Here is a 20,350-nt window from a genome sequence, read left to right as displayed (position 1 = left end):
GCGCAGTTCCCCGCGCCCCTGAAGGGGCCTGCGGCCCTTCATCAAAAAGCAGGGGGCGCAGCCCCGCTTTTTGAGGGGCGCGGGGAACTGCGCGAGAACCCCCACCGGACCCGCAGACGAAAGCGGCCCCCACCCCCCACGCACCCCCCGTCGGCCAAGGCCAGCGCAGCGCTCACGCGTCGTAGAGGTCCGCCTTCCGCGGCGTAGGATCCTGCACCGCCCCGCTGAGGAACCCGGCCCGCGAGCCGAACTTCTCGGTGTCGACGCCGTTCTCCCTGAGCACCTTGATCGCCGCGTTGTGCACCACGCGGAGCACCGGCGTGGCGGCGCGCAGCGCGTCGTCGGCCATGAAGCGGTGCCGCCACGGCTGGTCGGCCCAGGCGTGCCGCAGGCCGAAGGGCTCGGGCAGGCCCATGGAACCGCCGAGCCAGTTGAGCAGCGGCGGGTACCAGGTCAGGGGGGCGCGCGCGGTGAGCCGTACGACCTCGTCGGCGTCGACGAGGGGGAGCTTGATCTTGCGTGTCTCCCAGAAGCGCAGCGACTTCTGGACCTCCTTCTCCTTCGCCGCGGGGCCGGTCGTGAAGAGGCCGTGCACCGGACCCAGGGCGTGGCCGGTCACCTCGATGCGGAGCGTCTGGTGCAGCACGGTGACCGTGACCAGCATGGTGATGATCAACTGCCCGTCCCAGAGCGTCCATTGGACCCCGAGGTAGTGGCGGTTGCCGCTGCCGAAGTGCTGCTTGTTGCAGATCTCCTGTATGGCGTGCGTCTTGTACTGGTAGGCGTCCACGTCGGTGCTGTCGGGGCGGGCCACCGCGCCGGCGCCCTCGCCGATGGGGCTCACGATCCAGTGCTTGATGGAAGGGGCCGTGAAACCACCGGTGTTGAGGGGGGTGCGCTCCAGCATGCGCAGCTGGTCGTGGATGGCGCGTATGACGTCCCAGCTGCGGAACGGGTGGATCTCCTTGCCGGAGTCGGCCGGTACGAGGTCCTCGGCGAGCTGCCAGCTGCCCCAGCGGGTGCCCATGCCGAGGATGCCCTTGGGGCCGGCGTAGAAGACGAGGTTGGAGCGCTGCTCGGCGCTGAGCCGGGCCAGCTCCTTGCGCAGCTGCTCGGCCTTGGTCTCGCCGGGGCTGCCGGGCACGGCCTCGGGGATCTTGGCGCCGATGCCACCGCCCGCCAGCAGGCCGGCCCAGCGGTCCCGCAGATCCTTCGCGGCGCGTTCGCAGATCTGCTTGGCCCAGAACCATCCGACCACCGGCAGCACCACGCACGCACGCGCGTACCAGGCCCAGAAGCCGTCGAAGGGCATCTTGAGCAGGAAGATCACGGCGAGGGCGCCCACCGCGACCAGCAGGGTGGTGCCGAGGGCGCCCGCCCGTTTGTCCTCACGCTTGGCGACCGTCGTACGGATCTGGAAGACCAGCAGCCACAGCAGGAGCCCGGGAAGGAAGAGCAGGCCGCACAGGACCACGATCGCCGACAGCCAGTTGTCGCGCTCCCGGCGGATGTTGTTCGCCGCGAGGCAGTGCTCGACGACGACCTGAGGCTCCATGCCGAAGGACTGGATGAGGGGTTTGCGGCCCGCGCCCACCATCCGGTCCCGCACCGCCAGGGAGAAGGCCTCTCCGAGGTTCGGCCGGAAGATGGTCGCCCACTTGCGGCCCGGTTTGACGGTGGACTTGTGCCAGTCGTTGTTGGCCTTGAGGATCTCCGCGATGTCGTTGTCCCGGTAGGCCGCGGACGCCAGGGCGTACGTCGCCGCGGTCTGGCCCGCGGCGCCCGTCAGCGGCACCTGTGCCCCGGGAGTGAAATCGAAATTGTCCGCCACCGCCGCCGCCCCCATCGCCGCACACTCGCTCCTGCGGCTCTTCCCGACTTCCGTGCTCCGCACACCTGTTGATCAGGTCATAGCCTGATCTGGTCCTGATCGAGCCATACTTGTCGATCAGGTGATCAGCGTATCCGTAGCCGCGGACATGGCGCGGCGCCGGGAACGGACATTCACGGAACCCACCGGTGGACGGCCGGGGCCGTCCACCGTGAGGTCGCCGCTGTCCTCCGTGAGGTCGCCGCTGTCCTCCGTGAGGTCGCCGCTGTCCTCCGTGAGGTCGCCGCTGTCCTCCGTCCGTTCCTTCCCGAACCCCGGTCAGTTGTTCTTGGCCTGTTCCCGGAGCTTCTCGGCGACATGGGACGGCATCGGCTCGTGCCGCGTGTACCGGCGGCCGAAGCGCGCGGTGCCGTGGGAGAGCGAGCGCAGATCGACGGCGTACCGGTCGATCTCGATCTCCGGTACCTCGGCCCGGACGAGGGTGCGTCCACCGCCCGCCTGCTCGGTGCCGACGACCCGGCCGCGCCGGCCGGACAGATCGCTCATCACCGGGCCCACGTACGAGTCGCCGACCAGGACCGACACCTCCGCCACCGGCTCCAGCAGGTGGATCTTCGCGTCGGCGGCGGCCTCGCGCAGCGCCAGCGCGCCCGCCGTCTGGAACGCGGCGTCCGAGGAGTCCACCGAGTGCGCCTTGCCGTCGCGCAGTGTGATCCGGACGTCGATGAGCGGATAGCCGGCCGCGACCCCCTTCGCGGCCTGCGCCCGTACGCCCTTCTCGACGGACGGGATGAACTGCCGGGGCACCGCGCCGCCGACGACCTTGTCGACGAACTCGATCCCGGAACCGCCGGGCAGCGGTTCCACCTCGATCTCGCAGATCGCGTACTGCCCGTGGCCGCCGGACTGCTTCACATGCCGGCCGCGCCCGGCCGACCTGTCGGCGAACGTCTCCCGCAGGGAGACCCGGTGGGGTATGACGTCGACCTGGACGCCGTAGCGGCTGCGCAGCCGTTCCAGCGCCACGTCGGCGTGCGCCTCGCCCAGGCACCAGAGGACCACCTGGTGAGTGTCCTGGTTCTGTTCGAGCCGCATCGTCGGGTCCTCGGCGACCAGCCGGGCGAGGCCCTGGGAGAGTTTGTCCTCGTCGGCCTTGCTGTGCGCCTGGATGGCCAGCGGCAGCAACGGGTCCGGCATCTCCCACGGCTCCATGAGCAACGGGTCGTCCTTGGCCGACAGTGTGTCCCCGGTCTCCGCGCGGTTCAGTTTCGCCACACACGCCAGGTCACCCGCGATGCAGTGCGTGAGCGTCCGCTGCTGCTTGCCGAACGGGGTGGACAGGGCGCCGATCCGCTCGTCGACGTCGTGGTCCTCGTGACCCCGGTCGGCCAGCCCGTGCCCGGAGACGTGCACCGTCTCGTCGGGGTGCAGCGTCCCGGAGAAGACCCGTACCAGGGAGATCCGGCCCACATAGGGGTCGCTGGCGGTCTTCACGACCTCGGCGACCAGCGGACCGTCCGGGTCGCAGGCCGACGTGATCTCGCGGGGGCGGCCCTCGGGGGTGGTGACCGTGGGGGTCTCGCGCTCCAGGGGGGTGGGGAAGCCGCCGGTGACGAGTTCGAGGAGTTCGACCGTGCCGAGGCCCTGTTTGGCGCCGTCGGCCGCCGGGGCGGCGGCCAGCACGGGGTGGAAGACCCCGCGCGCGACGGCCCGCTCCAGGTCGTCGATCAGCGTCTTGACGTCGATCCCCTCGCCGCCGAGATAACGGTCCATGAGGGTCTCGTCCTCGCTCTCGGCGATGATCCCCTCGATGAGCCGGTTGCGGGCCTCCTCGATCGCCGGCAACTGCTCGGGGCCCGGCTCGGACTCCTTGCGCTCGCCGGAGGAGTAGTCGAACAGCTTCTGCGACAGCAGTCCGGTCAGCCCGGTCACGGGCGCGTGCCCGTCCGGACCCTGGGGGCCGCGCAGCGGCAGATAGAGCGGAAGGACGGCGTCGGGGTCGTCCCCGCCGAACGTCTCCGCGCAGATCCGGGTCATCTCCTCGAAGTCCGACCGCGCGGCCTCCAGGTGCGTGATCACGATCGCCCGCGGCATGCCGACCGCCGCGCACTCCTCCCACACCATGCGGGTCGAGCCGTCGACGCCGTCCGAGGCCGAGACGACGAAAAGGGCCGCGTCCGCCGCTCGCAGACCGGCCCTGAGTTCCCCGACGAAGTCGGCGTATCCGGGGGTGTCCAACAGATTGATCTTGTACCCGCCCCATTCGACGGGGACGAGGGAGAGCTGCACCGAGCGTTGCTGCCGGTGCTCGATCTCGTCGTAGTCGGATACGGTGCCGCCGTCCTCCACACGGCCCGCCCGGTTCACCGCTCCCGCCGTCAGCGCGAGAGCCTCCACCAGAGTCGTCTTGCCCGAACCGGAGTGGCCGACCAGCACCACATTCCGTACGGACGCGGGGTGGTCGGCCGCCGTAGCCCTGCCGGCGGCTCCGGGATGTGCGTTCGCCTTGTCGCCCATGATCCTGCCTCCCGTGCACGGTGAGGTCACTGTGGGCGCGGACATGCGGATCCGCGGTGGCGGCTCCGGTGACGCCCGCGGTGTCTTCGAGCTTTGCACTCGCGTCACGGTGCGTCCATACGAAGGACGTGATCGTCCTCGCGGCCCCGGTCACGCCCGTGGGACACGGTGGGCCGGTGCCCGACGGTCGCACACGCGCGCGCGTGGCTACGATGGGCCAGCCGGATGGCCAGCAGGGGCCACGCGGCGACACCGACCCTCGGGAAGGCCATGCTGAACAAGTACGCGCGTGCATTCTTCACGCGTGTCCTCACACCGTTCGCCGCGTTTCTGATCCGCAGGGGCGTCAGCCCCGACACGGTCACCCTCATCGGCACCGCCGGAGTGATCGCGGGCGCGTTGGTCTTCTACCCCCGGGGCGAGTTCTTCTGGGGCACGATCGTCATCACGCTGTTCGTGTTCTCGGACCTCGTCGACGGCAACATGGCCCGCCAGATGGGCCGCTCCAGCCGTTGGGGAGCCTTCCTCGACTCCACGCTCGACCGGGTCGCCGACGGCGCGATCTTCGGCGGCTTCGCCCTCTGGTACGCGGGCAAGGGCGACGACCTCGCCCTGTGCGCCGTCTCGATCTTCTGCCTGGCGAGCGGCCAGGTGGTCTCGTACACCAAGGCGCGAGGCGAGTCGATCGGCCTGCCGGTGGCGGTCAACGGGCTGGTGGAGCGCGCCGAGCGCCTGGTGATCTCGCTGGTCGCGGCCGGGCTCTCCGGCCTGCACGCGTTCGGGGTGCCCGGGATCGACGTCCTGCTGCCCATCGCCCTGTGGATCGTCGCCGTCGGCAGCCTCGTCACGCTGATCCAGCGCGTGGTCACGGTCCGCCGCGAGTCCGCCGAGGCCGAGGCGGCGGCCGTCGCCGAGACCGCCCAGGAGAGCCCGGACAGCGCCCGCAACAGCGAGGCGACCCCGTGAGCGCTCTGCGGGAGCGGCTGACCGACGGGTTGTACGGCCTGGGCTGGGGCACCGTGAAGAAGCTCCCCGAGCCCGTCGCCGTACGCCTCGGCCGGACGATCGCCGACGCCACCTGGAAGCGGCGCGGCCCCCTCGTGCGCCGTCTGGAGGCCAACTACGCGCGCGTGGTCCCGGGCGCGAGCCCGGAGCGCCTCGCCGAGCTCTCCCGCGCGGGGATGCGTTCGTACCTGCGCTACTGGATGGAGTCTTTCCGCCTGCCCACCTGGAGCGAGGAGCGCATAAGGACCGGCGTCACCGTCAAGGACGTGCACCGCCTCACCGACGGCCTCGCCGCAGGCCGGGGCGTCGTCCTCGCCCTGCCGCACCTCGCCAACTGGGACCTCGCGGGCGCCTGGGTCACCACCGAGCTGAAGACCCCGTTCACGACGGTCGCCGAACGCCTCAAGCCCGAGACGCTCTACGACCGTTTCGTCGCCTACCGCGAGGGCCTCGGCATGGAGGTCCTGCCGCACAACGGCGGCTCCGCCTTCGGCACCCTCGCCCGGCGGCTGCGCGACGGCGGCCTGGTCTGTCTGGTCGCCGACCGGGATCTGTCCGCGTCCGGCGTCGAGGTCGACTTCTTCGGCGAGCCGACCCGGATGCCCGGCGGACCGGCCCTCCTCGCCCAGCACACCGGCGCGCTGCTGCTGCCGGCGACGCTCTGGTACGACGACTCGCCCGTCATGCGGGGACGCGTGCATGCCCCGATCGAGGTACCCGGGACAGGTACCCGCGCCGAGAAGACGTCTGTCATGACACAGGCGCTGGCAGACGCCTTCGCCACCGGCATCGCCGACCACCCGGAGGACTGGCACATGCTCCAGCGCTTGTGGCTCGCGGACCTGGATCCGGAGAAGAGTCCCGACGGCCCCGCACCGGGTCCGGTGACGGATTCCGGTTCCGAGAAGGGGCGTCCGTGAAGATCGGGATCGTCTGCCCGTACTCCTGGGACGTGCCCGGGGGAGTCCAGTTCCACATCCGCGACCTGGCCGACCACCTCATCCGCCTCGGCCACGAGGTGTCGGTGCTCGCCCCCGCCGACGACGACACCCCGCTGCCGCCGTACGTCGTCTCGGCGGGCCGCGCGGTCCCGGTGCCCTACAACGGCTCGGTGGCCCGCCTGAACTTCGGTTTCCTCTCGGCGGCCCGGGTGAGACGCTGGCTGCACGACGGCACGTTCGACGTGATCCACATCCACGAGCCGGCCTCCCCGTCGCTCGGCCTGCTGGCCTGCTGGGCAGCGCAGGGCCCGATCGTCGCCACCTTCCACACCTCCAACCCGCGCTCCCGGGCGATGATCGCGGCCTACCCGATCCTCCAGCCCGCGCTGGAGAAGATCAGCGCGCGGATCGCGGTGAGCGAGTACGCCCGCCGCACCCTGGTCGAACACCTGGGCGGCGACGCGGTCGTCATCCCGAACGGCGTCGACGTCGACTTCTTCGCCCGCGCCAAGCCCAACCCGGACTGGCAGGGCGACACGCTCGGCTTCGTCGGCCGCATCGACGAACCCCGCAAGGGGCTGCCGGTGCTCATGAAGGCCCTCCCGAGGATCTTCGCCGAGCGCCCGAAGACCCGGCTGCTGGTCGCCGGGCGCGGGGACGAGGAGGAGGCGGTCGAGACGCTGCCCAAGGAACTGCGCTCCCGCGTCGAGTTCCTCGGCATGGTCAGCGACGAGGACAAGGCCCGCTTCCTGCGCAGCGTCGACGTCTACGTCGCCCCCAACACCGGCGGCGAGAGCTTCGGCATCATCCTCGTCGAGGCCATGTCCGCCGGTGCCCCCGTCCTCGCCGCCGACCTCGACGCCTTCGCCCAGGTCCTCGACCAGGGCGGCGCGGGCGAACTGTTCGCCAACGAGGACGCCGACGCGCTCGCGACGGCCGCCGTACGGCTCCTCGGCGACCCGGACCGCCGCGCCGAACTCCGCGCACGGGGGAGCGCCCACGTCCGCCGGTTCGACTGGTCCACCGTCGGCGCCGACATCCTCGGTGTCTACGAGACCGTCACCGAGGGCGCCGCTTCGGTGGCGGCGGACGAACGGGTCGGACTGCGGGCGCGGTTGGGGCTGGCCCGGGAATGACTCCGGCGGGGTACGGGGACCGGTCACGCGGTTCCCCGCCCCGCTCGCGGACCGCTGAACCAGGACACGGCGGTGGTGGGCACCGGTAGTAGCCTTGCCGCCCGTGACTTCCACACTCATCTGGATCGCGGTCGTCCTGTTCGCGATCGGCCTGTATCTGAGCTGGACCGCGGGACGCCTCGACCGGCTGCACGCACGCATCGACGCCGCCCGCGCCGCGCTCGACGCGCAGCTGCTGCGCCGGGCGTCGGTCGCCCAGGAACTGGCCACCTCCGGAGTGCTGGACCCGGCTGCCTCGATCGTCCTCTACGAGGCGGCGCACGCGGCCCGGCAGGCCGAGGAGGAGCAGCGCGAGGTCGCCGAGAGCGAGCTGAGCCAGGCGCTGCGGGCCGTGTTCGCGGACCCGCAGCAGGTGGAGGTGGTGCGCGAGGCGCCGGGTGGTGAGGACGCGGCGAACGAGCTGGCCCAGGCGGTGCGGCGGGTGCCGATGGCGCGGCGCTTCCACAACGACGCGGTGCGGGCGGCGCGGGCGTTGCGCCGGCACCGCAAGGTTCGCTGGTTCCGGCTGGCCGGGCACGCGCCGTTCCCGATGGCCTTCGAGATGGACGACGAGCCGCCGGTTGCCTTGGCTTCGGCCGCCTAGGAGCTCGGGGGTTCGGGTGCGTCGGCGACCGCGGGCCCGGTGGGGCTTCTCGCGCAGTTCCCCGCGCCCCTGAAAAGCACGGGCTGCGCCCCGCGCTTTTCAGGCCCGCAGGGCCTGGTCTTTGTCTTTTGGGGGCGCGGGGAACTGCGCGAGAAGCCCCACCGGACCCGCACCCGACAACGCACCCCACGACAACGCACCCCACAAAACGATCCACCGCCTCCCCATTGGCCCTTGCAGTGGCCCGCACCCCTCGCGTTTCCTCGGTGTTTGCAGAAACCCCTTCTCCGAGCGAGGTCAAACCCGTGTCCAGCACGCTCTCCAACTCCGCCGCCCAGACCCCCGAGACCGGCACCGCCCGCGTGAAGCGCGGCATGGCCGAGCAGCTCAAGGGCGGTGTGATCATGGACGTCGTCACCCCGGAGCAGGCCAAGATCGCCGAGGACGCGGGCGCGGTCGCCGTCATGGCCCTGGAGCGGGTCCCCGCCGACATCCGCAGGGACGGCGGCGTGGCCCGGATGTCCGACCCCGACATGATCGAGGGCATCATCGAGGCCGTCTCCATCCCGGTCATGGCCAAGTCCCGCATCGGCCACTTCGTCGAGGCCCAGGTCCTGCAGTCCCTCGGCGTCGACTACATCGACGAGTCCGAGGTCCTCACCCCGGCCGACGAGGTCAACCACTCCGACAAGTGGGCCTTCACCACCCCCTTCGTCTGCGGCGCCACCAACCTCGGTGAGGCCCTGCGCCGTATCGCCGAGGGCGCCGCGATGATCCGCTCCAAGGGCGAGGCCGGCACCGGCAACGTCGTCGAGGCCGTGCGCCACCTGCGCCAGATCAAGAACGAGATCGCCAAGCTGCGCGGCTTCGACAACAACGAGCTGTACGCCGCCGCCAAGGAGCTGCGCGCCCCGTACGAGCTGGTCAAGGAGGTCTCCGAGCTGGGCAAGCTCCCGGTGGTGCTGTTCTCCGCCGGTGGCGTGGCCACCCCGGCCGACGCCGCGCTGATGCGCCAGCTCGGCGCCGAGGGCGTCTTCGTCGGCTCCGGCATCTTCAAGTCCGGCGACCCTGCCAAGCGCGCCGCCGCCATCGTGAAGGCGACCACCTTCTACGACGACCCGAAGATCATCGCGGACGCCTCCCGCAACCTGGGCGAGGCCATGGTCGGCATCAACTGCGACACCCTCCCCGAGGCCGAGCGCTACGCGAACCGGGGCTGGTAAGCACCCATGAGCGACACCCCCGTCATAGGCGTCCTGGCACTCCAGGGCGACGTACGGGAGCACCTCGTCGCCCTGGCCGCGGCCGACGCCGTGGCCAGGCCGGTGCGGCGCCCCGAGGAACTCGCCGAGGTGGACGGCCTCGTGATCCCCGGCGGCGAGTCCACCACCATCTCCAAACTCGCCGTCCTCTTCGGCGTCATGGAGCCCCTCCGCGCGCGCGTGCGCGACGGCATGCCCGTGTACGGCACCTGCGCCGGCCTGATCATGCTCGCCGACAAGATCCTCGACCCGCGTTCGGGCCAGGAGACCATCGGCGGCATCGACATGATCGTGCGCCGCAACGCCTTCGGGCGTCAGAACGAGTCCTTCGAAGCGGCGGTCGACGTGAAGGGCGTCGCGGGCGATCCCGTGGAGGGCGTCTTCATCCGCGCCCCCTGGGTGGAGTCCGTGGGCGCGCGGACGGAGGTGCTGGCCGAGCACGACGGGCACATCGTCGCCGTACGCCAGGGCAACGCCCTCGCCACGTCCTTCCACCCGGAACTGACCGGCGACCACCGGCTGCACGCCCTCTTTGTCGACATGGTGCGCGCCAACCGGGTGGCGGAGTCCTTGTAGGATCTCTGGGGTTCGTACGGAGTTGGGTAACGCGAAGGAGACAGGCAGATGTCCGGCCACTCTAAATGGGCTACGACGAAGCACAAGAAGGCCGTGATCGACGCCAAGCGCGGCAAGCTCTTCGCGAAGCTGATCAAGAACATCGAAGTCGCGGCCCGGATGGGTGGCGTCGACATCGAGGGCAACCCGACGCTCTACGACGCCATCCAGAAGGCGAAGAAGCAGTCGGTCCCCAACAAGAACATCGACTCCGCGGTCAAGCGTGGCGGCGGCCTGGAGGCCGGTGGCGCCGACTACGAGACGATCATGTACGAGGGCTACGGCCCGAACGGGGTCGCGGTGCTCATCGAGTGCCTCACCGACAACCGCAACCGCGCCGCCTCCGACGTCCGGGTCGCCATGACCCGCAACGGTGGTTCGATGGCCGACCCGGGCTCCGTCTCGTACCTCTTCAACCGCAAGGGCGTCGTGATCGTCCCCAAGGGCGAGCTGTCCGAGGACGACGTCCTGGAGGTCGTGCTCGACGCGGGTGCCGAGGAGGTCAACGACCTGGGTGAGTCCTTCGAGGTGCTCAGCGAGGCCACCGACCTGGTCGCGGTGCGCTCCTCCCTCCAGGAGGCCGGCATCGACTACGACTCGGCCGAGGCCAACTTCGTCCCGACCATGCAGGTCGAGCTGGACGAGGAGGGCGCCAGGAAGATCTTCAAGCTGATCGACGCCCTGGAGGACAGCGACGACGTCCAGAACGTCTTCGCCAACTTCGACGTCAGCGACGACGTGATGGCGAAGGTCGACGCGTAGCACTGCCGCGAACCGAGCGGATACGGCGGGCTGGTGGGACACGTCCTACCGGCCCGCCGCCGTTGTCGGTGGCAGCGGATAGCCTGACGGCAGTCAATGATCGCCGTCCACGGGCCGCAACCATCAATTGAGGACCCCGATGGTGCTCAGCCAGGTCCGCGAGAGCGGCGGCGGTTCAGCCGCAAAGAGGGGAGGGGGCGCGGTGCGCGTACTCGGGGTGGACCCCGGACTCACGCGGTGTGGTGTGGGCGTTGTCGAGGGAGTCGCGGGCCGGCCGCTCACCATGATCGGCGTCGGTGTCGTCAGGACGCCCGCGGACGCGGAGTTGGGCCACCGCCTCGTCGCGATCGAGCAGGGCATCGAGCAGTGGCTCGACGAACACCGCCCCGAATTCGTCGCCGTGGAACGGGTGTTCAGCCAGCACAACGTGCGGACGGTCATGGGCACCGCCCAGGCCAGCGCCGTCGCCATGCTGTGCGCCGCCCGCCGTGGCATCCCCGTCGCCCTGCACACCCCCAGCGAGGTCAAGGCCGCCGTCACCGGCAGCGGCCGGGCCGACAAGGCCCAGGTCGGCGCCATGGTCACCCGTCTCCTCCGGCTCGACGCACCACCGAAACCGGCGGACGCCGCCGACGCCCTCGCCCTCGCCATCTGCCACATCTGGCGGGCCCCCGCCCAGAACCGCCTCCAGCAGGCCGTGGCCCTGCACGCATCGAAAGGCCGTACGTCATGATCGCCTTCGTCAGCGGCCCGGTCGCCGCCCTCGCCCCGGACTCCGCGGTGGTCGAGGTGGGCGGGATCGGCATCGCGGTCCAGTGCACGCCCAACACGTTGTCCGGGCTCCGCATGGGTCAGCCGACCAAGCTCGCCACCTCGTTGGTCGTCCGCGAGGACTCGCTGACGCTGTACGGCTTCGTGGACGACGACGAGCGACAGGTCTTCGAACTGCTGCAGACCGCGAGCGGCGTCGGACCGCGCCTGGCCCAGGCGATGTTGGCCGTGCACACCCCCGACGCCCTGCGCCGAGCGGTGGCCACCGGCGACGAGAAGGCGCTGATCGCCGTCCCCGGCATCGGCAAGAAGGGTGCCCAGAAGCTGCTGTTGGAGCTGAAGGACCGCCTGGGCGAGCCCGTCGGCGCCCCCGCGATCGGCGCCCCCGTCACCCAGGGCTGGCGCGACCAACTGCACGCCGCCCTGATCGGCCTCGGGTACGCCACCCGCGAGGCCGACGAGGCCGTGTCGGCCGTGACCCCCCAGGCCGAGGCCACCGAAGGCGCGCCCCAGGTGGGCCAGTTGCTGAAGGCGGCCCTCCAGACCCTCAACAGAGCCCGCTGACCGCCCTGTCGAGGACCTCGTGCACCACCCGCACGATGCCGCACCACCCTTCGCTCCATCCGACCGCGACCCGCGAGGCACACGCAATGAACTGGGACGACACGACCGACGACACCGGCCCCGACCGCCTGGTGGGCTCCGTCGCCGACCGTGAGGACCAGGCCGTCGAGGCCGCCCTGCGCCCCAAGGACCTGGACGAGTTCATCGGCCAGGAGAAGGTCCGTGAACAACTCGACCTGGTCCTGCGGGCGGCACGCGCGCGCGGCGCGACCGCCGACCACGTCCTGCTCTCCGGCGCCCCGGGCCTCGGCAAGACGACCCTCTCGATGATCATCGCGGCCGAGATGGGCGCTCCCATCCGCATCACCTCCGGCCCCGCCATCCAGCACGCCGGCGACCTCGCCGCGATCCTCTCCTCCCTCCAGGAGGGCGAGGTCCTCTTCCTCGACGAGATCCACCGCATGTCCCGGCCCGCCGAGGAGATGCTGTACATGGCGATGGAGGACTTCCGCGTCGACGTGATCGTCGGCAAGGGCCCCGGCGCCACCGCGATCCCCCTCGAACTGCCGCCCTTCACCCTGGTCGGCGCCACCACGCGCGCGGGTCTGCTCCCGCCGCCGCTGCGCGACCGCTTCGGCTTCACCGCGCACATGGAGTTCTACGAGCCCGCCGAACTGGAGCGCGTCATCCACCGCTCGGCGAACCTGCTCGACGTCGAGATCGACACGGACGGCGCCGCCGAGATCGCGGGCCGCTCCCGCGGCACCCCCCGTATCGCCAACCGCCTGCTGCGCCGCGTACGGGACTACGCGCAGGTCAAGGCCGACGGCGTCATCACCCGCGACATCGCCTCGGCCGCCCTCGCCGTGTACGAGGTGGACGCCCGCGGCCTCGACCGCCTCGACCGGGGAGTCCTCGAAGCCCTGCTCAAGCTCTTCGGCGGTGGACCCGTCGGCCTCTCCACCCTCGCCGTCGCCGTGGGGGAGGAGCGCGAGACCGTCGAGGAGGTCGCCGAACCCTTCCTCGTCCGCGAGGGTCTGCTCGCCCGGACCCCCCGCGGCCGGGTCGCGACCCCCGCCGCCTGGACCCATCTCGGACTCACCCCGCCACGCGGCACGACCGGCGGAAACGGACAACAGGATCTGTTCGGGGCGTGACCGTCTCGTGACGGCGCGGTACTCGCCCGGCATGGAACCCCGGTGACATGCTGTGCGTTGTTCCATCACGGTGGACTCGCTTAGACTCCGCCGATGCCGCCCTTGTCGGCAGCACACATACCCCCAACCATCAGGCCGCTCGCCATCGCGGTCGTGTGAAGGAAGTTCCGACCCGTGAGTCTCGTGACCCTCCTCCCGTTCATCGTGCTCATCGGGGCCATGATCCTGATGACCCGATCGGCCAAGAAGAAGCAGCAGCAGGCCGTCGACATGCGGAACCAGATGCAGCCCGGTTCCGGCGTCCGCACGATCGGGGGCATGTACGCGACCGTCAAGGAGGTCAGCGAGGACACGGTCCTCCTCGACGCCGGGCCGGGCGTCGAGCTGCTGTTCGCCAAGAACTCCATCGGTGCCGTCCTCAGCGACGAGGAGTACAACCGCATCGTCCACGGCATCGAGCACGACCTGAAGTCCGACGTCGTCCCGGACGACGCCTCCTCCCTCACCGAGACCGACGAGCCCTCCGACGACGCTTCCGCCGCTTCCGACGACAAGCCCATCGACCTCGGCAAGAAGGACGCGTCCGACGACGCGGCCGACGAGACCGCCGAGGCGAAGGCCGACGAGGCCAAGGCCGACGAAGCAGAGCCGAAGAAGACCGACGGCGAGTCCGACGCGAAGTAGTCACGTCCCGGGAGTGCGAGCGAGAACCGCCCGCGCCCCGGGCACGTGCCGTTTTCGCCGGATTCCCGACACAAGTCATGGCCGTCCCCGCGCTGACCCCGCGCCCGGCGGCCCGAGAGGGAGTACGAGAAGGTGGCAGCACCGAAGAAGGGCCGGAGCGCGAGCGCCCAGAGCAAGCCTGGGCGCGCGCTGGCCCTCATCCTGATCGCCCTTGTGGCGCTCACCGGGGGAATGTTCGCCTCCGGACACACCACTCCGCGTCTCGGCATCGATCTTGCCGGTGGTACGAGCATCACGCTGACAGCCGTCAACGAGCCCGGCCAGCCCAACGCGATCAACAAGACCAACATGGACACCGCGGTCGAGATCATGAACCGCCGTGTCAATGGTCTGGGTGTGTCCGAGGCGGAGGTCCAGACCCAGGGCAATGAGAACATCATTGTCAACATTCCCAAGGGCACGGATTCCGAAGAGGCCAGGGACCAGGTCGGTACCACCGCGAAGCTGTACTTCCGCCCCGTCCTCGCGAGCCAGGTCGGCTCCGGTGCGACGGAGAACCCCACCGCCTCGCCGAGCACCAGCCCCAGTGGCAGCGGCTCGCCGAGCCCGTCGAACTCCGACGGCAAGGACGCGGCCACCGAGCCCGGGGCCGGTGACTCCGCCAGTCCGTCGTCCAGCCCGTCGTCCTCCGCCACGTCGCAGGGCCGTGCGCTCACCGACGCGCTGAAGGCCGACCCCACACCGTCGGGCAGCGGTTCCGCGTCCGCCAAGGCATCCGACAGCGCCGCCCCGACCGCGAGCCCGAGCGCCGACGAGGCGACCCAGGCGCTCCAGGCCAAGTTCGCCGCCCTCGACTGCAACGACCCCAAGCAGCGCGCCGAGGCCGGCAAGGGCAAGAACACCGACACCGTCGTGGCCTGTGGCCAGGACAACGGCAGCTGGAGCAAGTTCATCCTCGGCCCGGTCGGCGTCGACGGCACCGAGGTCGACAAGGCCCAGGCGCTGCTCGACACGCAGAACGGCACCGGCTGGCAGGTCGTCATGGACTTCGACTCCAAGGGCGCCGACAAGTTCGCCGAGATCACCGGCCAGCTGGCGACCCAGACCTCCCCGCAGAACGAGTTCGCGATCGTCCTCGACGACGAGGTCGTCTCCCACCCCTATGTGCAGGCGGCGGTCACCGGCGGCAAGGCCGAGATCTCCGGCAGCTTCACGCAGGAGGAGGCCCAGAACCTCGCCAACATGCTGTCGTACGGTGCGCTCCCGCTGACCTTCAAGGAGTCCAGCGTCACCACCGTCAGCCCCGCGCTCGGCGGTGAGCAGCTGCACGCCGGTCTGATCGCCGGTGCGATCGGCCTGGCCCTGGTCGTGATCTACCTGGTCGTCTACTACCGCGGCCTGTCGCTCATCGCCATCGCCTCGCTGCTGGTCTCGGCGGTCCTGACCTACGTGATCATGGCGCTGCTCGGCCCGACCATCAACTTCGCGCTGAACCTCCCGGCGGTCTGCGGCGCGATCGTCGCCATCGGTATCACCGCGGACTCGTTCATCGTGTACTTCGAACGCGTCCGGGACGAGATCCGCGAGGGCCGCACGCTGCGTCCCGCCGTCGAGCGGGCCTGGCCCCGTGCCCGGCGCACCATCCTGGTCTCCGACTTCGTGTCGTTCCTCTCCGCCGCGGTGCTCTTCATCGTGACCGTCGGCAAGGTCCAGGGCTTCGCGTTCACGCTGGGTCTGACGACCGTGCTCGACGTCGTGGTCGTCTTCTTCTTCACGAAGCCGCTCCTGACCCTGCTGGCCCGCACCAAGTTCTTCGGCAACGGCCACAGCTGGTCCGGTCTCGACCCGAAGCGACTGGGTGCCCGGCCGCCGCTGCGCCGCACCCGCCGTCCCGTCGTCCCCGCCGACCCGAAGGAGGCCTGAGATGTCGAAGCTCGGTGACCTCGGAGCCCGACTCCACCGCGGCGAGGTCGGCTACGACTTCGTCGGCAACCGCAAGATCTGGTACGGCGTCTCGATCCTGATCACCATCACGGCCATCCTCGGCCTGGCGGTGCGCGGGATGAGCATGGGCATCGAGTTCCAGGGCGGTGCCGTCTTCACCACGGGCAAGACCAGCGTCTCGGTCAGCCAGGCGGAGACCTACGCGGAGAAGGCCTCCGGCCACGACGCGATCGTCCAGGAACTCGGCAACGACACCCTGCGCATCCAGATCTCCGGTGTGGACACGGCCAAGTCCGACGAGATCAAGCAGGAACTCGCCAAGGACCTGAAGGTCGAGGCCGACTCGATCAACGCGGACCTGGTCGGCCCCAGTTGGGGTGACCAGATCGCCAACAAGGCCTGGCAGGGCCTCGCCGTCTTCCTGGTCCTCGTGGTGATCTACCTGGCGATCGCGTTCGAGTGGCGCATGGCCATCGCCGCGTTCGTCGCCCTGATCCACGACATCACCATCACGATCGGCATCTACGCCCTCGTCGGCTTCGAGGTGACGCCGGGCACGGTGATCGGTCTGCTGACCATCCTCGGCTATTCGCTCTACGACACGGTCGTCGTCTTCGACAGCCTCAAGGAGCAGACGAAGGACATCACCAAGCAGACCCGCTGGACGTACGCCGAGATCGCCAACCGCTCGATCAACAGCACCCTGGTGCGGTCGATCAACACCACGGTGGTGGCGCTGCTCCCGGTCGCCGGCCTCCTCTTCATCGGTGGCGGCGTCCTTGGCGCGGGCATGCTCAACGACATCTCGCTGTCGCTGTTCGTCGGCCTCGCGGCCGGTGCGTACTCCTCGATCTTCATCGCCACGCCGCTCGTCGCCGACCTCAAGGAGCGCGAGCCGCAGCTGAAGGCTCTCAAGAAGCGCGTCCTCGCCAAGCGGGCCCAGGCCGAGCACGACGCGGAGACGGCGGCCGACGGTCCATACGACGACGAGCCGGCGGACGCCACCCCCGCGGTGGTCGGCCCGCGTGCCCAGTCCGGGACCCGCAGCCGGGGCCGGGGCGGGAAGCGGCGATGACCGACATCAAGGAGCTGCTGCTCAGCCGGATCCGTGACGTCGCGGACTACCCGGAGCCGGGCGTGATGTTCAAGGACATCACCCCGCTGCTGGCCGACCCGGCGGCGTTCACCGCGCTGACGGACGCGCTGGCCGAGCTGACCGTCCGGCACGGTGCCACGAAGATCGTCGGCCTGGAGGCCCGGGGCTTCATCCTGGGTGCCCCGGCCGCCGTCCGCGCGGGCGTCGGCTTCATCCCCGTACGCAAGGCGGGCAAGCTCCCCGGAGCCACGCTCGGCCAGGCCTACGACCTGGAGTACGGCTCCGCCGAGATCGAGGTGCACGCCGAGGACCTGAGCGCGGGCGACCGTGTCATGGTCATCGACGACGTCCTCGCCACCGGCGGCACCGCCGAGGCCTCCATCCAGCTGATCCGCCGCGCGGGCGCCCAGGTCGCCGGCGTCGCGGTCCTGATGGAGCTGTCCTTCCTCCCGGGCCGCCAGCGCCTGGAGACGGCTCTGGCCGGGGCCCCGCTGGAGGCCCTGATCACGGTCTGAACAGAGCAGACAACCATGCGGCGGGCGCCCCGGGATCTTTCCCGGGGCGCCCGCCGCATTGCGCGCCGTATGTCCCGCGCCCCGAAGGGGCGCGGGGAACTGCGCGAGCAACCCCACACGACCCGCGCTGAACAGACCACCGCACCCCCCCGCCGCAGCCCCCGGAATCCGCCGCGCACCCCCCGTGTTCCATGGGTAGACCGCCCTCAATGTGGCCTGAAGGCGATCCTGGGGCGCGGGATCGCTACCATGGGTGCTCCGGAGCCTGACCGGGGGACCCGGATCGCGCACGAGGAGCCCTCTTGGCAGACGAGGCCCAGCACCTGACCGCCGCCAAGCCCGAGTCCGCCTCGGGCCCCGCGGCCCAGCCCGCGCAGCACGCGACGAAGGCGAACCCCGAGAACGCCGCCGCGTCCGCGCAGGGCTCCGTCGAGCACGCCCAGTCCGCGCCCGCCGACAAGACCGACGGCCCGTCGCGCCCCAAGCCCGCCCCGCCCGAGCGCCCCGCGCCCGCGCCCGCTCCGGCGCCCCCGGCCCGCCCCGCCACCACGGGGCAGCCCGCCCGCTCCGGTTCCTCCAACCGCGTGCGCGCCCGGCTCGCCCGTCTAGGTGTGCAGCGCTCCAACCCGTACAACCCGGTCCTGGAGCCGTTGCTGCGGGCCGTGCGCGGCAACGACCCGAAGATCGAGACGTCGACGCTCCGCCAGATCGAGAAGGCCTACCAGGTCGCCGAGCGCTGGCACCGGGGCCAGAAGCGCAAGAGCGGCGACCCGTACATCACGCACCCCCTCGCCGTGACCACGATCCTCGCCGAGCTGGGCATGGATCCGGCCACCCTGATGGCCGGTCTTCTGCACGACACCGTCGAGGACACCGAGTACGGCCTCGACCAGCTCCGCCGCGACTTCGGCGACTCCGTCGCCCTCCTCGTCGACGGCGTCACCAAGCTCGACAAGGTCAAGTTCGGCGAGGCCGCACAGGCCGAGACCGTGCGCAAGATGGTCGTCGCCATGGCCAAGGACCCCCGAGTCCTGGTCATCAAGCTCGCCGACCGTCTGCACAACATGCGCACCATGCGCTACCTCAAGCGCGAGAAGCAGGAGAAGAAGGCGCGCGAGACCCTGGAGATCTACGCGCCGCTCGCCCACCGCCTGGGCATGAACACCATCAAGTGGGAGCTGGAGGACCTCGCCTTCGCGATCCTCTACCCCAAGATGTACGACGAGATCGTCCGGCTGGTGGCCGAGCGGGCACCGAAGCGTGACGAGTATCTGGCCATAGTGACCGACGAGGTCCAGCAGGACCTGCGCGCCGCCCGCATCAAGGCCACCGTCACCGGACGCCCGAAGCACTACTACAGCGTCTACCAGAAGATGATCGTGCGCGGCCGTGACTTCGCGGAGATCTACGACCTGGTCGGCATCCGCGTCCTGGTGGACACCGTCCGCGACTGCTACGCCGCGCTGGGCACCGTCCACGCCCGCTGGAACCCGGTTCCGGGGCGGTTCAAGGACTACATCGCGATGCCCAAGTTCAACATGTACCAGTCGCTGCACACGACGGTCATCGGCCCCAACGGCAAGCCCGTCGAACTCCAGATCCGTACGTTCGACATGCACCGCCGCGCCGAGTACGGCATCGCCGCGCACTGGAAGTACAAGCAGGAGGCCGTCGCCGGTGCCTCCAAGGTGCGCTCGGACCAGCCGAGGACCACCGGCAAGGACGACCACCTCAACGACATGGCCTGGCTGCGCCAGCTCCTCGACTGGCAGAAGGAGACCGAGGACCCCGGAGAGTTCCTGGAGTCCCTGCGCTTCGACCTCTCTCGCAACGAGGTCTTCGTCTTCACCCCCAAGGGCGACGTCATCGCGCTGCCGGCCAGCGCGACCCCCGTCGACTTCGCGTACGCGGTCCACACCGAGGTCGGCCACCGCACCATAGGCGCGAGGGTCAACGGCCGCCTCGTCCCGCTCGAATCCACCCTCGACAACGGCGACCTGGTGGAGGTCTTCACCTCCAAGGCGGCCGGCGCGGGCCCCTCCCGCGACTGGCTCGGCTTCGTCAAGTCACCCCGCGCCCGCAACAAGATCCGCGCCTGGTTCTCCAAGGAGCGGCGCGACGAGGCCATCGAGCAGGGCAAGGACGCCATCGTCCGCGCGATGCGCAAGCAGAACCTGCCGATCCAGCGCATCCTCACCGGCGACTCGCTCGTCACCCTGGCGCACGAGATGCGCTACCCGGACATCTCCGCCCTCTACGCGGCCATAGGCGAGGGCCATGTCTCCGCGCAGAGCGTGGTCCAGAAGCTCGTCCAGGCCCTCGGTGGCGAGGAGGCCGCGACCGAGGAGATCGACGAGTCCGTACCGCCCAGCCGCGGCCGGAGCCGCAAGCGGCGCGGCAGCAACGACCCCGGTGTCGTGGTCAAGGGCGTCGACGACGTCTGGGTCAAGCTCGCCCGCTGCTGTACGCCCGTCCCCGGCGACCCCATCATCGGCTTCGTCACCCGGGGCAGTGGCGTATCGGTTCACCGCAGCGACTGCGTCAACGTCGAGTCGCTCTCCCGCGAACCCGAGCGCATCCTCGACGTCGAATGGGCCCCGACCCAGTCCTCGGTCTTCCTCGTCGCCATACAGGTCGAGGCCCTGGACCGCAGCCGTCTCCTCTCGGACGTCACCCGCGTCCTGTCCGACCAGCACGTCAACATCCTGTCGGCCGCCGTCCAGACGTCCCGCGACCGCGTCGCCACCTCCCGCTTCACCTTCGAGATGGGCGACCCGAAACACCTGGGCCACGTCCTGAAAGCCGTACGAGGCGTGGAGGGCGTCTACGACGTGTACCGCGTGACGTCGGCGCGCAGGCCGTAACCACGACAGACGAGTGAGGGGCTCCCGTACGGACCGTACGGGA

General features: G+C 70.4%; 17 protein-coding genes. 15 read left to right on the top strand and 2 right to left on the bottom strand.

The features are described from left to right. Window positions 1-172: 172 nt before the first annotated feature. Both PUR53_RS04810 and PUR53_RS04805 read right to left on the bottom strand, forming a co-directional pair. Window positions 173-1,846, bottom strand: a complete 1,674-nt coding sequence (locus tag PUR53_RS04810; RefSeq protein ID WP_329907456.1) for a hypothetical protein — start codon at window positions 1,844-1,846, stop codon at window positions 173-175. Between the two features lie 303 nt (window positions 1,847-2,149). Continuing rightward, window positions 2,150-4,348: an elongation factor G-like protein EF-G2 gene (locus tag PUR53_RS04805; protein ID WP_329901436.1), complete on the bottom strand. Its 2,199-nt coding sequence runs from the start codon at window positions 4,346-4,348 to the stop codon at window positions 2,150-2,152. Window positions 4,349-4,573: 225 nt separating this feature from the next. Here PUR53_RS04805 and pgsA point away from each other — a divergent pair, with 225 nt between their 5' ends. From pgsA to PUR53_RS04730, 15 genes are all read left to right on the top strand, one after another. Continuing rightward, window positions 4,574-5,314 carry a phosphatidylinositol phosphate synthase gene (gene pgsA, locus PUR53_RS04800; protein ID WP_329901435.1) on the top strand — a complete coding sequence of 247 codons (741 nt, stop codon included), beginning with the start codon at window positions 4,574-4,576 and terminating at the stop codon, window positions 5,312-5,314. After that, a complete protein-coding gene (locus PUR53_RS04795; protein ID WP_329907455.1) occupies window positions 5,311-6,273 on the top strand; it encodes a phosphatidylinositol mannoside acyltransferase in 963 nt (320 codons plus the stop codon). The genes pgsA and PUR53_RS04795 overlap by 4 nt, the downstream gene beginning before the upstream one ends. Next, window positions 6,270-7,430: a glycosyltransferase family 4 protein gene (locus PUR53_RS04790; protein WP_329901433.1), complete on the top strand. Its 1,161-nt coding sequence runs from the start codon at window positions 6,270-6,272 to the stop codon at window positions 7,428-7,430. Before PUR53_RS04795 ends, PUR53_RS04790 begins: the two co-directional genes overlap by 4 nt. 103 nt (window positions 7,431-7,533) lie before the next feature. Continuing rightward, window positions 7,534-8,073, top strand: a complete 540-nt coding sequence (locus PUR53_RS04785; RefSeq protein WP_239752470.1) for a hypothetical protein — start codon at window positions 7,534-7,536, stop codon at window positions 8,071-8,073. A 305-nt stretch (window positions 8,074-8,378) separates the two neighbouring features. Continuing rightward, window positions 8,379-9,296 carry a pyridoxal 5'-phosphate synthase lyase subunit PdxS gene (pdxS, locus tag PUR53_RS04780; protein WP_329907453.1) on the top strand — a complete coding sequence of 306 codons (918 nt, stop codon included), beginning with the start codon at window positions 8,379-8,381 and terminating at the stop codon, window positions 9,294-9,296. A 6-nt stretch (window positions 9,297-9,302) separates the two neighbouring features. After that, on the top strand, window positions 9,303-9,911 hold the full coding sequence (pdxT, locus tag PUR53_RS04775; RefSeq protein WP_329901432.1) for a pyridoxal 5'-phosphate synthase glutaminase subunit PdxT: 609 nt from the start codon (window positions 9,303-9,305) through the stop codon (window positions 9,909-9,911). A gap of 48 nt (window positions 9,912-9,959) precedes the next feature. Further along, complete coding sequence (locus PUR53_RS04770; RefSeq protein ID WP_329901431.1) at window positions 9,960-10,712, top strand: YebC/PmpR family DNA-binding transcriptional regulator; 753 nt, start codon at window positions 9,960-9,962, stop codon at window positions 10,710-10,712. A gap of 202 nt (window positions 10,713-10,914) precedes the next feature. Then, complete coding sequence (ruvC, locus tag PUR53_RS04765; protein WP_329901430.1) at window positions 10,915-11,445, top strand: crossover junction endodeoxyribonuclease RuvC; 531 nt, start codon at window positions 10,915-10,917, stop codon at window positions 11,443-11,445. Continuing rightward, a complete protein-coding gene (gene ruvA, locus PUR53_RS04760; RefSeq protein ID WP_329907452.1) occupies window positions 11,442-12,047 on the top strand; it encodes a Holliday junction branch migration protein RuvA in 606 nt (201 codons plus the stop codon). Before ruvC ends, ruvA begins: the two co-directional genes overlap by 4 nt. Window positions 12,048-12,133: 86 nt before the next feature. After that, complete coding sequence (gene ruvB, locus PUR53_RS04755) at window positions 12,134-13,204, top strand: Holliday junction branch migration DNA helicase RuvB (protein WP_329901428.1); 1,071 nt, start codon at window positions 12,134-12,136, stop codon at window positions 13,202-13,204. A 174-nt stretch (window positions 13,205-13,378) separates the two neighbouring features. Next, entirely contained in the window at window positions 13,379-13,888 is a 510-nt protein-coding gene (gene yajC, locus PUR53_RS04750) for a preprotein translocase subunit YajC (RefSeq protein WP_184896352.1), read from the top strand. Window positions 13,889-14,020: 132 nt separating this feature from the next. Then, a complete protein-coding gene (gene secD, locus PUR53_RS04745; RefSeq protein ID WP_329907451.1) occupies window positions 14,021-15,811 on the top strand; it encodes a protein translocase subunit SecD in 1,791 nt (596 codons plus the stop codon). 1 nt (window position 15,812) lies between these two features. Further along, on the top strand, window positions 15,813-16,907 hold the full coding sequence (gene secF / locus PUR53_RS04740) for a protein translocase subunit SecF (protein ID WP_329901426.1): 1,095 nt from the start codon (window positions 15,813-15,815) through the stop codon (window positions 16,905-16,907). Continuing rightward, window positions 16,904-17,443, top strand: coding sequence for an adenine phosphoribosyltransferase (locus PUR53_RS04735; RefSeq protein ID WP_329901425.1), 540 nt, complete (start codon window positions 16,904-16,906; stop codon window positions 17,441-17,443). Before secF ends, PUR53_RS04735 begins: the two co-directional genes overlap by 4 nt. Before the next feature lie 302 nt (window positions 17,444-17,745). Then, window positions 17,746-20,307, top strand: a complete 2,562-nt coding sequence (locus PUR53_RS04730; RefSeq protein ID WP_329901424.1) for a RelA/SpoT family protein — start codon at window positions 17,746-17,748, stop codon at window positions 20,305-20,307. The last annotated feature ends 43 nt before the right edge of the window (window positions 20,308-20,350 follow it).

Origin of the sequence: Streptomyces sp. SP18BB07 (assembly GCF_036322545.1) — a bacterium.
Lineage (GTDB): Bacteria > Actinomycetota > Actinomycetes > Streptomycetales > Streptomycetaceae > Streptomyces > Streptomyces deccanensis.
This window is presented reverse-complemented; position numbering and strand designations above follow the sequence as displayed.